The organism is Paraflavitalea sp. CAU 1676 (assembly GCF_029223285.1).
Classification (GTDB): Bacteria; Bacteroidota; Bacteroidia; order Chitinophagales; family Chitinophagaceae; genus Paraflavitalea.
Genome location: NZ_JARHUJ010000006.1, coordinates 509,781 through 524,994, shown reverse-complemented (window position 1 = coordinate 524,994; position 15,214 = coordinate 509,781). Strand labels below are relative to the sequence as shown.

Here is a 15,214-nt window from a genome sequence, read left to right as displayed (position 1 = left end):
GATAGTGTAACCATTTAACTGAGTAATACCTGTATTATGCAAAGTGCTCCTGGAACCGCCATTACTGCGGCAGAAGAACAATACCTCATTGCTGGTCCGCTGGCACCACAGATCCATAAAAAAGCGGCCAACCTCGACGCCCTCGTCGAAAACCTCGACGGTTACGTTTGGAGTGTCGACACCGAAATGCGTTATATCGTGCTTAATAGTGCGCTGGTGAAGCTGATTAAAGATGTGATCGGCATCGATGCAGGCCCAGGCGATAAAATGCTTGACGTGCTTGGCATTTTCGATCCCTCCAAAACCGAAGAGTGGAACGATATTTATCAACAGGCATTCAAAGGGCAGGGACAGCGTTTCCTCTCTAACTTCATCATACACGGGCAGCTTACCTACTTCGAGATCTCGATCAACCCTATGCGAAAGGGTAACGTCATCAATGGCATCTCCTGCTTTGCCCGCAACGTTACAGAGGCCATTACCAATAGCCGCATGCTGCAGGAGAGTGAGATCCGGTTTCGTTCTCTCATCGAGAACAGTGCCGACTTTATCATGATGGCCAACGGTGAAGGCTGTTTTATCTACGGCTCACCATCGGTTAAGAGATACCTTGGCTATTCGGAAGAAGAATACCTGTATAAAAGTGTATACACCTTCATACACCCCGATAGTGTAGATGAAGCCACAAGCCTGTTAAGCGAGCTTTCGAAGTTTCCCCGGCAGCCTTTTACCATTTACCTGAAGCTGATCCACAAGAATGGGGAAGAACTATGGGTGGAAGGGATCGCTACAAACCTGCTGGATATGCCGGGCATCAATGCACTGGTAGGAAATTTCCGCGATATCAGCGAACGGAAGAAAGCCGAACGGCTCATCCTGGAGTCGGAAGAATTACGGCATCAGCTGATGGAAGAAAAGCTTAACCGCCAGCGCGAGATCATGCAGGCAGCCCTCGATGCGCAGGAAAAGGAAAGGGCCCATATCGGGCGCGAGCTGCACGACAATGTCAAGCAGATATTGAGCACTGCCAAGGTTTGCCTGGAATATGGGCGGGACAATCCTGCCGAGCAGGCGCACATGATCGACCGGGCCGAGTCGATCATCATCAATGCCATGAATGAGATCAGGGAACTATCTAAAACTTTGATCCATGTTTATGAGCAGGAGATCGGCCTCCAGCTATCGATCGAGAACCTGGTAGAAAGCGTGCGGCTGGGCAAGTCGTTCCATATCAGGGTCGACTTCTCATTACCTGAAGAGCATAATCTGGATGATAAACTAAAGATGACCCTATTCCGCATTCTGCAGGAACAGCTGACCAATATACAAACCCATGCAGCAGCGAAGCACATCGATATCTCTATCCGGCAGCTGGCCGGCCAACTAATCCTGTCTGTTACGGACGATGGCAAAGGGTTCGACCTCCAGCAGCGGCGTACGGGCATCGGCATTACCAATATCATCAACCGGGCCGAGATCTTTAACGGCCAGGTAGACCTGGAATCGGCACCCGGCAAGGGGTGCCGCATGAACGTCACGTTCAAAATTTAGGGTGGCTGCACTGAAGGACATTTTGTGGTTCTTCGATAGGCGTGCGTGGGTCGACGATCAACTCTGGCGAAGCAACAAAGTTGCCTAGCCGTCTCCACCTTCGTACGAATCTTTCCCGTGCCAATCCCATCTCAGGCCGCATTGGCTTTGGCAAGCGTTTGCAACGTACGCACGCGCTCGGCCAATCCGCCCATAGCATCTTCCGGGTGAACATCCATCGTCTTCACGAGTTCCATAAATTCGGGCGTATGGCTTTTCCGCTTACCCGTTTGTGGATCCACGCAGGTGAAGTTGGTCCACAACACCGCCTTGGGCGATTGCATCTTCTCATCGTACATCACCATTTCTACCAACAGGTAGGTATCGGTAACCTCCAGCAAGCGTGACACGATCGTTACTTTTTCATTGTAATAAGCGGGCCGCAAATACTGGATCTCGTGGGTTTTGACTACCCAGGCCAGGCCCTGCCGGTGAAACTGGGGCAGGCTGATATGGTAGTATTGCGCCAGGTGATCTTCCCGTGCATTGAGCAGGTAATCGATATACCGGGCATTGTTGAGGTGGCCAAGCGGATCACAATCATTGAACCGGACTTTGTAACTGCTTTGAAGTTCCATACAAAAGGTTATTGTTTATTAAATTAGACCAATCGGTCTTTTATACGACAAAAAAAAGGGTTACACCCTATATACTTCTTTCATACGCTCCTTCAGGTTGTCGAGCATGCGGTTGAGCAGCGATACTTCGTCCGACACCTTTGCCATCATGATAGCTCCTTCAATCTGCGCATAGAAGATCTCTGCTTCCCGGCGAATGTCGAGATCGGACCTGAACTCTCCATTGTCTACCCCTTTTTTGATGATCCGTTGCAGGGTATGGAGCATTTCGAGCAGGGCTTCCTTCGCCTTCTTTTTGAGAAAAGGATAACTGTCGTCGGCATCCAGGCCTGTATTCATCAACGGGCAGCCCCCTTCGATGGGCGGGTTGATCGTATAGTTCCTGTAATACTGTAAAATGGCATGCAATTTCTCGGTGGCCGTTTTCTTCGGTCCCACCCTGGAGCCAAGATCCTCTTTCAGGCGCTGGTACGAATAGCTGAAGGCCGCAGCAGCTATCTCGTCTTTATTCTTGAAGTTACCATACAGCCCACCTTTTGCCAGGCCGGTCGCTTCCATGATATCGTTCATGGAAGTGCCCGCATATCCTTTCTTATTGAAAAGCGGAGCTGCCTTTTCAATAATGTATTCTTTCGTCCTTTCTGCTTTGGTGGCCATGGAGAACAAAAATAGACCGATCGGTCCTTTTAGCCAAATATTTTCTGCCCCGGAACCCGCTCTGGTCACCTGGCCGAATAGCCGCAAACCGGCTACTGGCGTGCACTCAACCGTTTTCGCAGGTATGGACTTAACAATCACTTAATCCGGCTAACTTTATATCCTAACTAACTTGCCAACGAATCAATTGGAGCTAATGGACAGGGCACTGATAACTAGCATCCGGAATGGTGATGACCTCGCCTTCCGGCAAGCTTATGATTTGTTTCATGAAAAACTCTACGCGTATTTCCTGCACAAGACGAAATCGGTAGATATCAGCGAGGAGCTGGTTCAGCTCACCTTCATCAAACTCTGGCGGTATCGCAGCAGGCTCAACGATACCCTGCAGATATCCTGGCAAATATTCCGCATCGCCAAAACAAGCCTCATAGACATATTGCGCAGCCATGCACAAACCCGCACGGTGTCCATGCAATCGCTCGCCTATCACGAAATAGCCGAAGAAGCTTCGCCGCCACCTGCAGAAGACCGCCAATTATCGGCCTTGCTCGACAGCCTGGCTCATTTATCGCCCATGCGCCGCCGCATCATCAGCTTTCGCCTCGAAGGATTATCCAACAAAGAAATAGCTGATAGTCTCTCCATCTCCAAAAAAACCGTGGAGAACCAGATTAACCGGGCGGTGCGGGAGATCAGAAAGATGCACGAATACATTCCGCTGGTGATCTTGCTGATGGCTGGCCGCGACGGACTGTAGAAATGCTGTCGCTAGAAAACCACCAGCCCGATGGGCTGCGACGAGACAAGTATCATCTCCAAAAAAATAATTCAAGTTACCGTGGGTGCAAAGGAATACACGGAACGTATTACATAGTACAAGCTAATTGCCTTATGCAGGTAACGCCAGCAATGATGAATCGCTTTCTCGAAAATAAATGCACAGCCGAAGAGGCTGCCGGCGTTCAGCAATACCTGTTGCAGCATCCGGAAGCACTGGACCAATGGTTGCCTGATGAGGAATGGGAAACCTTTACGGCTACCCACCCCATGGATAAAGCGGATAGCAATCGGTTATTTACCAACATACAAGCCGCCAATCAACCCAAGGTCCGTTCTATCTTGTCAAGGCCCTGGATCAGGGTGGCAGCAGCTGCCGCCGTAGCAGCCTTTGTCGTGGTTGTGTACCCGTGGAAGAAGCCGGCCATGCAGGAAACTGCAGCTACCAATAAGCCCGCTCCTGTTTATGTCAACCCGGCAACAACATTCCGCAACGATACGAGGCATAAAGTGTCCTATACACTCGACGACGGTTCGGTGGTAACCCTGTATGCACGCAGCGAGATCATTTGCAACCAGCCATTTGATAATAACAAAAGGGATATTACCCTTCGCGGTAAAGCATTGTTCAAAGTAGCGAAAGACAAAGCACGTCCCTTTACCGTGTATGCAAAAGGGTTTTCCACCACCGCATTGGGCACTACCTTTCGCATTAGCGCCTATGATAGCAGCAAACGCTCCACGGTAAAGCTGCTGGAAGGAAAAGTAGCGCTGAAGCCATTGCTGCTGCCTGGCAAAACTGTTTACCTCAAGCCAGGTCAATCCTGCGCTTTTTTGCAGGGCAGCAACACGTTTCGCAGAATTATTCCCGTTATGCACGCAATTTCAAAGACCATCATACCTGATCCTATCGATAGTACTATTACAGAGAGTAAAACAGAAATCCGTTTTGCGAATACTCCATTACCCGCAGTATTAAAAAAAATTGCCCAGGCATATAAGGTCATTATCGATCCCGAAACCATCAACCTGACAGGAAGAAGATTCACGGGCAACTTTTCAAAGCAGCAAAGTCTGGAAGATGTGTTCAGCACGATTGCCGGATTGAACAACATCACAGTTTCCTATGATGGAACTGTTTACCGGTTGAGCGAGCAATAAACGATTCGGCATTTATGAGCATCCCTGTACCTCACGGGTATATGGGATAATAATGCGCATTCTCACAAAACCATACATATCATGAAACATTTTCACCAATGTGCAAAGCTGGTCGGCTATCTGCTATGGCTGCTGCTGGCGCACCAAAGCTTTTCGCAGGAGAAACAGCCTGCCGTAAAAGGCATTATCAAAGATGAAAAAGGAACACCCCTACCTTCTGTAACCGTTCAGGTACAGCAAAAAGACAGCAAGTACTCGAGCTCCACGCAAACGGGTGCAGATGGCGTATTCACCTTCGCCACGCTCCCCGATGGCGGCGCTTTCTCCTTCACCTTTTCATTTGTTGGTTATGAGAAGAAAGTATTGGAAGGTTATCAGTATAAGCAAGGGGAAATGATCACGCTGTCGGTAAAACTCGATCCCGCCGCCAGCAGCATGAACGATGTAGTCGTGGTAGGTTATGGTACACAAAAACGACTCAACCTTACCGGCGCCGTTGACCAGGTGAGCGGCGAGGTGTTCAATAACCGCTCCTTGCCCAATATCAACCAGGGACTGCAGGGCGCCATAGCCAACCTGAACATCAGACCAGGTGATGGTAAACCCATCCAGGCTGCCGCTTTCAACATTCGCGGTAACACCTCCATCGGCCAGGGTGGTAACGCGCTCGTGCTGATCGATGGGGTAGAAGGCGACCCCAGTCTACTCAACCCGGCCGACGTAGCGACGGTATCGGTACTGAAAGACGCGGCATCCGCAGCCATCTACGGTGCAAGAGGCGTGTTCGGTGTAGTGCTGATCACCACCAAAAACCCTTCAAAAGATAAAACCAGCATTACCTATTCTGCCAACTATTCCATCAAGCAGCCGATCCGTGTGCCTGATCTCGTGACTGATGGCTACCAGTTTGCCAAGATCTTCAACGAGGCCTGGACTGCCTGGAACGATTATTCCCAAACACCGCAGAACGTCAATAAGACCGTGAAGTTTTCACAGGCCTATCTCGCCGAACTGGAGAAAAGGTCAAAAGACCCCAGCTTACCCAAAGTAGAAGTGAATGGAGCCGGCGAATATGTTTATTATGAAAGCACCGACTGGTTCAAGGAGCTCTATAAGAAAACACACAATGCTATGGAACACAACGTTTCCTTCTCTGGCAGCACCGGCAAATCGAGCTTTATGCTGACGGCCCGTTACTTCGGCCAGGATGGCATTTTCCGCTATAACAGCGACGACTACCGCATGTACAACGTACGCGCTAAAGGATCTATCCAGTTGTATCCCTGGTTGCGCATCGACAACAATACCGATTTCTCGAACTCCCTTTACCACAACCCGCTGAACGTAGGAGAGGGTGGCGGCATCTGGCGCAATATCGCCGATGAAGGTCACAACATGGCGCCCATGTTCAACCCCGATGGAACGCTGAGCTATTCAGCTGCCTATACAGTCGGCGACTTCTGGTACGGTAAGAATGGAATCGATATGGATCGCCGCATCATCCGCAACACCTCGGGTTTTCTCGCCGAAGTGATCAAGAACAAGCTGCGCATCAAAGGCGATTTCACGATCCAGAATACCGACAATAACCAAAAGCAGATCCGCGTACCTGTTCCATACAGCCGCATTCCCGGTGTGATCGAATATGTAGGTACCAACACGAACGACCTCCAGGATACTTACCAGGAAACCCAATACATTGCTACGAATGTATATGGCGAGCTGGAACAGAAATTCAACGGTGGCCACTACTTCAAAGCGATGGCCGGTTTCAACTACGAGCAATCGACTTACAAAAGACTGCAAACACAACGTAATGTACTGATCAATGAAGACGCGCAGGATATCAACCTGGCGCTCGGTCAGTCGATTGTAACCGGTGGCGGCTGGGACCGCTGGACCATTGCGGGTGGCTTCTTCCGTCTTAACTACTCCTTCAACGATCGCTATCTGCTGGAGGTAAATGGCCGCTACGATGGATCATCGAAGTTTCCCTCCAACGAACGTTATGCGTTCTTCCCCTCGGTAAGTGCCGGCTGGCGAGTATCGAACGAGAATTTCTGGAACGTGGATCGCTCCGTGATCTCCGACCTCAAAGTGCGCGCTTCGTATGGTTCACTGGGTAATGGTAACATTTCTTCCTATTCATTCCAGGAACAGTTTGGTATTTCTCAATCTGGCCGTGTATTGGGTGGCATCCGTCCGCAACGTACCAGCCAACCCGGTGTACTACCCGATGGCCTCACCTGGGAAACTTCTACCACGCAGGATATTGGATTGGATATGGCCCTTTTATCGAACAGGCTGACACTGACCGGCGACTACTATATCCGCAAAACCACCGACATGTTCACCCAGGGTATGCCCTTACCCGCTGTGTTTGGTACCGACGTGCCCAAAGGCAACTATGCCGATCTCCAAACCAAGGGCTGGGAGTTGTCTGTGACCTGGAAAGACCAGATCAAAACAGCCCGCTCGCCTTTGAGCTATTCGGTGCGTGTAGCGCTCTCCGACTACCAGGCCGAAGTGACCAAATTCAACAACCCCGATAAAAAACTGGCCGACACTTATTACGAAGGCATGAAGCTGGGCGAGATCTGGGGTTTTGTAACCGATGGTTTCTTTACGAAAGACAATATTGGCGAAGCCAGCAAGCAGAAGTTGTACAAGGCTTCTACCACGGGCCAAACCATGATCGGTGATATCAAGTTCCTTGATCTCAATGGCGACAATGTGATCAACAATGGCGACAACAAGGTGAGCAGCCCCGGCGATATGAAGGTGATCGGTAACTCTACACCGCGCTATAGCTACAGCGTTAACCTCGATCTCGACTGGAACGGATTCTTCCTGGGCGCTTTCTTCCAGGGTGTAGGCAAGCAAGACTGGTGGCCCGGTGCAGAAGCGGACTATTTCTGGGGTCCTTACAACAGGCCTTATAACCGCGTGCCCAAATCGATGGTTGACCAGATCTGGTCCGAAGCCAACCCCAACACCTATTTCCCCCGCCTGCGCGGTTATTCAGCCCAGAGCGGCGGTGCGGAGTTGAACACCATACAAACCAAGTATCTCCAGAACATCGCTTATATCCGTCTTAAGAATTTGCAGCTGGGTTATACGCTGCCTCAGCAACTCATCAGCAAACTGAAGATGAGCAATGCACGGGTATTCGTATCCGGAGAGAACCTGTGGTCATGGTCTCCGATCTACAAGATCACCAAAGACATCGATCCTGAAAACACCGGTGGTTCTGATCGCGTGCTCACCAACGGCACCAATGGTAATGGCAACAACTACCCCATGTTGAAGAGCATCACCTTCGGATTGTCGGTAACACTGTAAAGACAAAACCGGTTGCCGCCAACAGGCGCTCACAAGGCCAACGGCATCGACCGGGAACAGTTCTAAATAGACTTGAAACCTGAATGATTAACACGATATTCTTCTTTATATGCGACAAAAATTAATATGGGTATTGATATCGGGCAGTATGCTCGCTGGTTGCAGCAAGCTCGACCAGGTGCCTGAAGCCACCGCAACCAAAGAGGCCATATTCAGCAGCGAAAAAGGCCTTGAAACCTATGCTTATTCTTTTTATGATATCCTGCCCGATGCGAACGCCATTATCCGCAGTGATGAAATGAGCGACTATGGTGCCCGCACGCAGGCGCCCGACTTTTATCGCAAGGGCAGTGGGTTCACCTCCCGCCAAAGCAGCGGCTGGGATTGGAGAACCCTGCGCAACATCAATTACTTTATCGAGAATTGCAACAGCCCCAAAGTGACGCCCGAAGTAAAGAACCATTACCTGGGACTGGCCCGTTTCTTCCGCGCTATGTTCTATTTCGACAAAGTAAAACGCTTTGGCGATGTCCCCTGGATCACCAAAACCATGACAGTTGATGACCCCGCCCTCTTCAACAGTCGCGACGCCCGTGCGAAAGTGATGGATTCCGTTCTCGTCGATATCAATTTTGCAGTAGCCAATCTGCGCACCACCGACGACAAAACGCGCAGTCTCGTAAACCGCTATGTGGCCCTGGCCCTCAAGTCACGCATCTGCCTGTTCGAAGGCACATTCCGCAAATACCATGATTATCCCGGCGGCCTGGCGCAGGGCCTCAGCAGCACCGCCAACACCTGGTTGAGTGAAGCAGAGACTGCAGCCGCAAAAGTGATGAAAGACGGCGGTTACTCCCTGTTCACCGGCGACGGCCCCTCGAAAGGGTATCGCCAGCTGTTCACCAGCAAAGCGCCTGTATCTGCTGAGATCATTCTTGCATCAGTTGTAGACCCTGCCTTGAGCGTATTCAACGATGCCAACTGGTGGTGGACCAGTGCTACCTACGGCGCCCGTGTTAGCTTCACCCGCACGTTCGTCAACACGTATCTCAACATCGATGGCAGCCGATTTACCGACAACCCCAACTACAAGACCATGCTTTTTGTGGATGAGGTAAAAGGAAGGGACCTGCGCTTGCAGCAAAGCATCCGCATGGGCGATTACACCCGCGTGAACGGTGGCAAGGTAGAAGCCGCGCCTCCGGTATTCTCTTATACATACACCGGCTACCAGCCCATCAAGTGGTGTCTCGACGATACTTATTATGATGGTGGCAGCCGCAACGACAACTCGATCTCGTATATCCGCCTGGCAGAAGTGTTGTTGAACTATGCTGAAGCAAAAGCAGAAATGGGAACCCTTACCGCCGATGATTGGGTGAAGACCGTAGGGGCATTGCGCAAAAGAGCAGGTATAACAGCCGCAGCAGCCGATGCGTTGCCCACTACAGATGATCCTTATCTGGTAGCGAACTATTACCCCGAACTGGCTGGCAAACCTGTATTGCTCGAACTCCGCCGCGAGCGTGGCATCGAGCTATCGCTGGAAGGTCTTCGCTTTTATGATATCGTGCGCTGGCACCATGGCGAGTTGATGAATGTTGCCTGGAAAGGATTTTACGTGCCTGCCCTCGATGTTCCTATGGACCTCAATGGCGACGGTAAAATGGATGTACTCTTCTACAAAGTGAAACCCGCCACCACCATTGCCGGTGTTACTTATATCAATGTGGCCGAAACACTCACCGGAGGTACCAAAAATCCTCAACGCCTTTCGAACGATACCTTTGGCGAGCTTACCTGGCTCACCAATGTAGAAAGGGGCTGGGAAGAAAAGCACTACCTCTATCCTATTCCGGAAGCTGACCTGCAGATGAACCCTAAGTTGGAGCAAAATAAATTATGGAAAAATTAACCGCGCTTGCTTAAGTTGCGCACTGGTTATTCAATATTAATTACGACTATGAAACAGATCAAAAGTATTTTCATTGCCTTGCTGCTGTTCGTTGCCGCCGCCAACGCACAGGATATCCGGATTGCCTCTTACAACCTGCGTTATGATAACAAAGGCGATAGCGGCAATTTATGGACGAGCCGCTACCCGATCGTAAGCGCCCTCATCCAGTTTCACGACTTCGACATCTTTGGTACTCAGGAAGGTTTAAGACACCAGATCGATACGCTGGCAGCCAACCTGCCCGGTTATGCCTGGTATGGACAGGGCCGCGATGACGGTCAGGCGAAAGGAGAGCATTCTGCCATCTTCTACAAAACGGCTAAATACAAACTGCTCGGTAAAGGAGATTTCTGGTTGTCGGAAACACCCGAGAAAGTAGGCCCCGGTTGGGATGCCCGCCTCAACCGCATCTGTTCGTATGTACAGTTGCAGGACGTGAAGAGCAAGAAGAAGTTTTATGTATTCAATGTGCATTACGACCACCAGGGTGTAAAGGCAAGACAGGAGAGCAGCAAGCTGATCCTCGAAAAGATCAAGACCATCGCGGGTACTGCGCCTGTATTGTTGACGGGCGATTTCAACGGCGATCACAACAGCCAATGGTATCAGCTGATTGCGAATTCCGGTACACTGTCCGATACGTATCGCCTGGTGGCGAAGCCTTATGCGAACAATGGTTCGTTCAACAGCTTCAAAACACCAAGTAGTACTTCTATCATCGACCACATCTTCGTGACCAAACAGTTCTCCGTAAAACGCTGGGGTATCCTTACCGACAGTTATTATGGTAAATTCCCTTCGGATCACTTTCCGGTGGTGGCTGATGTGACACTGAAGTAAAAGAGAGGTCACCGGGTTCCGACCGGCGGTCCTTAAGTTTATAGCGCTAATGGGCGGGTAATCGATGGATTACCCGCCTTTTGGTTGATAGAAGTCGCTGGCCGCTGCTGCTAATTGCCTGGAATGACCGATTGAGGTAACCAGCTTCGCCCGGTTTTCGATGGCATTTTCCCAGCCATTTCCAATGCGGGGAAATAATTCGGGAAAGCTGGCATTTGAGGATTGTCAAAACGGGCATCAGAACTTAAACTGCTTCAGCCTATTACACGCCCGGCGGGGTGCGCGGCAAAAATTGGCACCGTTTTATCAAACACCTTACACAATTCTGGAACACTGACTCTTTAAACCCTTGTTCAAAAATTAATTCTGGACGTTATGAAAAAGTCAATCCTCGCTGTTGCCATCATTACAATGCTTGTTGCTACATCCTGCAACCGTTTTATCACTCCCTTTCAGGCTGCTAACGGTAAAGCCAAGTGTGGACGCGGATTGCGTTAATAGAGCTTGTTGATCTTTCACTTTCAAACAAACCGGCTGTGTGGCATTTTTTCGTTAACTAAACAGGAAGTCTACATCTTCGGCGGTCATATTCTTCACGAAGCCGGTATCTTCGGTAATTAGTTCTTCGGCCAGCGCCTTTTTGCGTTGTTGTAGGGCGAGTATCTTTTCTTCCACCGAATCCTTACAGATCATTTTATAGGCAAACACTTTGTTTTGCTGACCGATCCTGTGAGAACGGTCGATGGCCTGCTGCTCGGCAGCCGGGTTCCACCAGGGATCAACCAGGTATACATAATCGGCAGCCGTGAGGGTTAATCCCACTCCACCCGCTTTGAGGCTGATAAGGAATACGGGCATGTTTTCGTTGGACTGGAATTCCTCCACCAACAGCTGGCGATCGCTGGCCTTGGTAGACCCATCGAGGTAAAGGAAGGGAATATTGCGTTCCTTCATCGCGTTGGCGATCAACTGCAACATGCCTGTGAATTGTGAGAACACCAGGGCTTTGTGGCGGCCGGTATTGTTCTCGATCTCCCGCAGCAGTTCTTCCAGCTTCACCGACTCGTCGGTATGATCATTCTGTCCGCCGTTGAGCAATTTGGGTGAGTTACAAACCTGGCGCAGGCGGGTAAGGCCTTCCAGCACCAGAATGGTATTGCTGCCCATGCCTTCCTTTTGTATGCGGTCGAGCAGGTTATCGCGGTAATAGTTTTTGAGTTCGTCGTAAACGCGGCGTTGCTCTTCGCCCATCTCACACCAAAGGGTGATCTCTGTTTTGGGCGGCAGGTCTTTTGCCACCTGCTCCTTGGTACGGCGCAGCAGGAACGGATAGATCAACTTGCGCAGCTGTTTGGTTTTCTCCGCGTCTCCATACTTATCCACCGGTACCGCAAAGTTCGATTTGAAGAAGTTGTGACTGCCGAGCAATCCGGGGTTGGCGAACTGCATCTGCGCATAGAGATCGAAAGTATTGTTTTGAATGGGCGTACCACTCAGGATGAGGCGGTTGCGGCTTTGCAGCTGCGTCATGGCGATGGTTACCTGCGAGGATGGGTTCTTGATCACCTGGCTTTCATCGAGCACGATATAACCAAAAGTGAATGCTTTCATGACATCGATATCGTTGCGTACACTGCCATAACTGCTGATGATGATATCGTAGTTCTTCCAATCGGCCGTTTTTCTTTCGGTGCCGTGGTAGATAAAGTATTTCAATTCGGGCGCAAACTTCTTCAACTCATTTTCCCAGTTGTACATGAGCGAGGTGGGACAAATAACGAGGTGCGTTTCGCCGGGATATTTGTTGTGCGCGTATTGCAGGAAGGAGATCGTTTGCAGGGTTTTACCGAGACCCATATCATCGGCGAGGCAGCCTCCCCATTGCATTTCATCGAGCATACAGAACCAGGCGAAGCCAGCCTGCTGGTAGTCGCGCAGGGTAGCACGAATGGCGCCAGGCACTGCAAAAGCCTGGGGCGCTAGTTGCAGCCGTTCCCATTTCTGGCGGCTGGTCTCCATTTTATCGGCTACGATAAGTTGTCCGTTCTTTGCCAGGTCTTCGGTAAGCGTCCAGTGCAATTTGGAAAGGCGAAGTTTGTCCTTATCGATCTCTCCCATTTGCAACAGCAGGCCGAATTGTTGTTGCCACTCTTCGGGGATCTCTCCCAGCGTACCGTCTTTCAGCAGCAGGAAAGGCTGTTTATTTTGAATGGCTTTTTGCAGTTCGAGCAGGGTAATAGTTTGATCGCCGTAGGAAATATGAACGGTAAGATCGAACCAGTCGATGCTTTTTCCCTTTTGGGTGAACTGGATCACTGGCCGATTGGCATTGTACCGGAAGTGCTCCATGGATTCCATACCGTACACGGGAATGTTACGGTCATTGAGCTTGCGGTAGAACTTCACGAACCACTGGCTCTTTTCGGCGTCGGCAAAAGGCAGGTAGAAATAGCCGTTGTTTTGCTGACTGAACTTTTTATGCTGGGCCTGAATAAAGTCGTGTGTCTCTTTTTCGGTGGTTTTGTCCTTGATGATCTTGTACCGGCCATTGGGCGTATTGATCTCTTCTTCTGTTGCGGTGGCATTGTCGAGCTCAAACTCGCCGTATTGCCAGCGGGTGCGGATCATGAGGAAGCTGCCATTGAGTTCGCTCAGGTGAATTCGGCACTGCGGCGTTACTTCAATAGTCTCGAGCTGTTGCAGCATGGTACGGTCTACCGCATAATGTTGTTCGAGCTGGGGCACAAAATGTTGAAGGAATTTCTGCTCGCTTTCGGCGGGCACGTCGTAGAAGCCTTCGGGATAGCGCTCGGTGAGGATGGCATCCTCGGGCTTCATGAGAAAGAATTCGTTCTTATTGCGCAGCAGGAATCCGTGCCGTTTGAAGTCGGACAGCGGGAACAGGTTCTCGTTGATATTAACATGCACCAGCATGCGCAGGGTTTCGGCCGGGGTGCGCACCAGCTGGATACTCACCACCGGACTGTAATTGCTGATGCTGGCTGGCTTTACCACGCGCATGGTACTTAGTTGTTCGTCGGTGGTTTCGTAATACCATTTCATCACGGAAGCAAAGGGCTTCACCGCCTGGAGGGCATTGTAGAAATAGGCATACATCTTATGACGTACCCAGGTATCGGGATCGGGCGTGGTGATATTGTCTTCGCGGTAGCGCATTTGCAGGCGCTCCTGCTCGTTTTTGGCGGAGATACCGGTAAGTTGTTTCAGGATACCCTGTAAAACATAGGGCGTGGGCTTCAATCCCTTTACCGATACCTTTTCCAGCAGGGGCTGTTTGGAGATGCCTTGCGGTTGTTTGGGATCTTTCACCACTACCGCTTCAATGTAGAACCCGTGTTGTTTGCGGGGATCGAGGTTGAGCAGCAATCCGGTAATTTCCAGGGGCTTTTTCTGTGTTTCCGTAATGATGATCGTCTTCTGCGCCGGTTTTTGATTCTCCATATCCGGCGCAATTTGATGAAAACTTTCTGGAAGCACAAGGCTGTATTATGCACATTGGCCAGTGGGAAAAGGGGCGGCTCGTGAAAATACCGGTCCTGACGAAAATCACCCGACCGGAGATTCTCCCATGAAGGTATGCCGCTACGCTCAAAGGCTGGTAATCAGCCATTTTGCTGGCCTGCAGATTGCAGTGCAAGGGATATGGACACTAGCAAACTGATATTACACACACCCTGGGATGAAGTAAAGGAAAAGATCAAAGAACGGAATATCGGACTTACCGACGAAGACCTGGATTATGAACCCGGACACGAGGATGAGCTGTTAGAAAGGCTGGCTGCCAAAATGAACCGGACCAAGGACGATGTGAAACGATTTATTGAAAGCGTTTCTTTCAACCAGGACATGGCCTCTTAGATGTGGTGCCAGGCAATGTTGCCGGCAACTGTCCCGACCTTGCAGTCCGGGCAGGCGGGGGAAGATTGTTTGAAATGGGAAAGGGCACAGGTACCCAGATCGACAGATTGTTTCTACCCGCCCTTTCAAATAGAGCGTGGCTAGCGCACCTGCTTCTTCAGGGGGTCAAGCAGGAAATTCAGTCCATTGAGGTTGATCTCGTACATGGTTTGTAATAACATCCCGAGTTTTCCCTTGGGAAATCCCTTCCGCTGAAACCATTCAAGGTAAGAAACCGGCAGATCGCAAAGTCGCGTATCCTTATATTTCCCGAAGGGCATTTTCATCCTCACGAGGTCGAGCAGGAGCTCCGGATTGGGTTGCAGCGATTCATCAAACATGTAAACGGGGCATTAAAAATTGTTAATCATACGCGCGGCGGTAAAAATAT

The 15,214-nt window shown here is 50.4% G+C and carries 11 protein-coding genes; 7 read left to right on the top strand and 4 right to left on the bottom strand.

The annotated features are described in order from the left end of the window. Positions 1-36 precede the first annotated feature (36 nt). Complete coding sequence (locus tag P2H89_RS21910; protein ID WP_275830902.1) at positions 37-1,551, top strand: PAS domain S-box protein; 1,515 nt, start codon at positions 37-39, stop codon at positions 1,549-1,551. 131 nt (positions 1,552-1,682) lie between these two features. Here the strand turns inward: P2H89_RS21910 and P2H89_RS21905 are convergent, their stop codons facing one another. Further along, entirely contained in the window at positions 1,683-2,168 is a 486-nt protein-coding gene (locus P2H89_RS21905) for an acyl-CoA thioesterase (protein ID WP_275830900.1), read from the bottom strand. Positions 2,169-2,228: 60 nt separating this feature from the next. After that, positions 2,229-2,825, bottom strand: coding sequence for a TetR/AcrR family transcriptional regulator (locus P2H89_RS21900; RefSeq protein WP_275830898.1), 597 nt, complete (start codon positions 2,823-2,825; stop codon positions 2,229-2,231). 196 nt (positions 2,826-3,021) lie between these two features. Here P2H89_RS21900 and P2H89_RS21895 point away from each other — a divergent pair, with 196 nt between their 5' ends. From P2H89_RS21895 to P2H89_RS21875, 5 genes are all read left to right on the top strand, one after another. After that, positions 3,022-3,585: a sigma-70 family RNA polymerase sigma factor gene (locus P2H89_RS21895; RefSeq protein WP_275830896.1), complete on the top strand. Its 564-nt coding sequence runs from the start codon at positions 3,022-3,024 to the stop codon at positions 3,583-3,585. Positions 3,586-3,737: 152 nt separating this feature from the next. Then, positions 3,738-4,766, top strand: coding sequence for a FecR domain-containing protein (locus P2H89_RS21890; RefSeq protein WP_275830894.1), 1,029 nt, complete (start codon positions 3,738-3,740; stop codon positions 4,764-4,766). A gap of 81 nt (positions 4,767-4,847) precedes the next feature. Further along, positions 4,848-8,108 carry a TonB-dependent receptor gene (locus tag P2H89_RS21885; protein WP_275830892.1) on the top strand — a complete coding sequence of 1,087 codons (3,261 nt, stop codon included), beginning with the start codon at positions 4,848-4,850 and terminating at the stop codon, positions 8,106-8,108. A 109-nt stretch (positions 8,109-8,217) separates the two neighbouring features. Next, positions 8,218-10,023: a RagB/SusD family nutrient uptake outer membrane protein gene (locus P2H89_RS21880; protein WP_275830890.1), complete on the top strand. Its 1,806-nt coding sequence runs from the start codon at positions 8,218-8,220 to the stop codon at positions 10,021-10,023. Between the two features lie 48 nt (positions 10,024-10,071). Then, positions 10,072-10,905, top strand: coding sequence for an endonuclease/exonuclease/phosphatase family protein (locus P2H89_RS21875; protein WP_275830888.1), 834 nt, complete (start codon positions 10,072-10,074; stop codon positions 10,903-10,905). Between the two features lie 552 nt (positions 10,906-11,457). Here the strand turns inward: P2H89_RS21875 and P2H89_RS21870 are convergent. Beyond that, entirely contained in the window at positions 11,458-14,367 is a 2,910-nt protein-coding gene (locus tag P2H89_RS21870; RefSeq protein WP_275830886.1) for a DEAD/DEAH box helicase, read from the bottom strand. A gap of 201 nt (positions 14,368-14,568) precedes the next feature. On the opposite strand from P2H89_RS21870, the gene P2H89_RS21865 reads away from it, so the two are divergent. After that, complete coding sequence (locus tag P2H89_RS21865) at positions 14,569-14,784, top strand: general stress protein CsbD (protein WP_275830884.1); 216 nt, start codon at positions 14,569-14,571, stop codon at positions 14,782-14,784. Positions 14,785-14,924: 140 nt separating this feature from the next. Here the strand turns inward: P2H89_RS21865 and P2H89_RS21860 are convergent, their stop codons facing one another. After that, entirely contained in the window at positions 14,925-15,164 is a 240-nt protein-coding gene (locus P2H89_RS21860; RefSeq protein ID WP_275830882.1) for a DUF3820 family protein, read from the bottom strand. Positions 15,165-15,214: the final 50 nt, after the last annotated feature.

What these genes read in the sequence shown, in the direction of transcription:
- P2H89_RS21910 (WP_275830902.1), top strand. Translation starts at nt 37, where the DNA reads ATGCAAAGTGCTCCTGGAACCGCCATTACTGCGGCAGAAGAACAATAC.
- P2H89_RS21905 (WP_275830900.1), bottom strand. Translation starts at nt 2,168, where the DNA reads ATGGAACTTCAAAGCAGTTACAAAGTCCGGTTCAATGATTGTGATCCG.
- P2H89_RS21900 (WP_275830898.1), bottom strand. Translation starts at nt 2,825, where the DNA reads ATGGCCACCAAAGCAGAAAGGACGAAAGAATACATTATTGAAAAGGCA.
- P2H89_RS21895 (WP_275830896.1), top strand. Translation starts at nt 3,022, where the DNA reads ATGGACAGGGCACTGATAACTAGCATCCGGAATGGTGATGACCTCGCC.
- P2H89_RS21890 (WP_275830894.1), top strand. Translation starts at nt 3,738, where the DNA reads ATGATGAATCGCTTTCTCGAAAATAAATGCACAGCCGAAGAGGCTGCC.
- P2H89_RS21885 (WP_275830892.1), top strand. Translation starts at nt 4,848, where the DNA reads ATGAAACATTTTCACCAATGTGCAAAGCTGGTCGGCTATCTGCTATGG.
- P2H89_RS21880 (WP_275830890.1), top strand. Translation starts at nt 8,218, where the DNA reads ATGCGACAAAAATTAATATGGGTATTGATATCGGGCAGTATGCTCGCT.
- P2H89_RS21875 (WP_275830888.1), top strand. Translation starts at nt 10,072, where the DNA reads ATGAAACAGATCAAAAGTATTTTCATTGCCTTGCTGCTGTTCGTTGCC.
- P2H89_RS21870 (WP_275830886.1), bottom strand. Translation starts at nt 14,367, where the DNA reads ATGGAGAATCAAAAACCGGCGCAGAAGACGATCATCATTACGGAAACA.
- P2H89_RS21865 (WP_275830884.1), top strand. Translation starts at nt 14,569, where the DNA reads ATGGACACTAGCAAACTGATATTACACACACCCTGGGATGAAGTAAAG.
- P2H89_RS21860 (WP_275830882.1), bottom strand. Translation starts at nt 15,164, where the DNA reads ATGTTTGATGAATCGCTGCAACCCAATCCGGAGCTCCTGCTCGACCTC.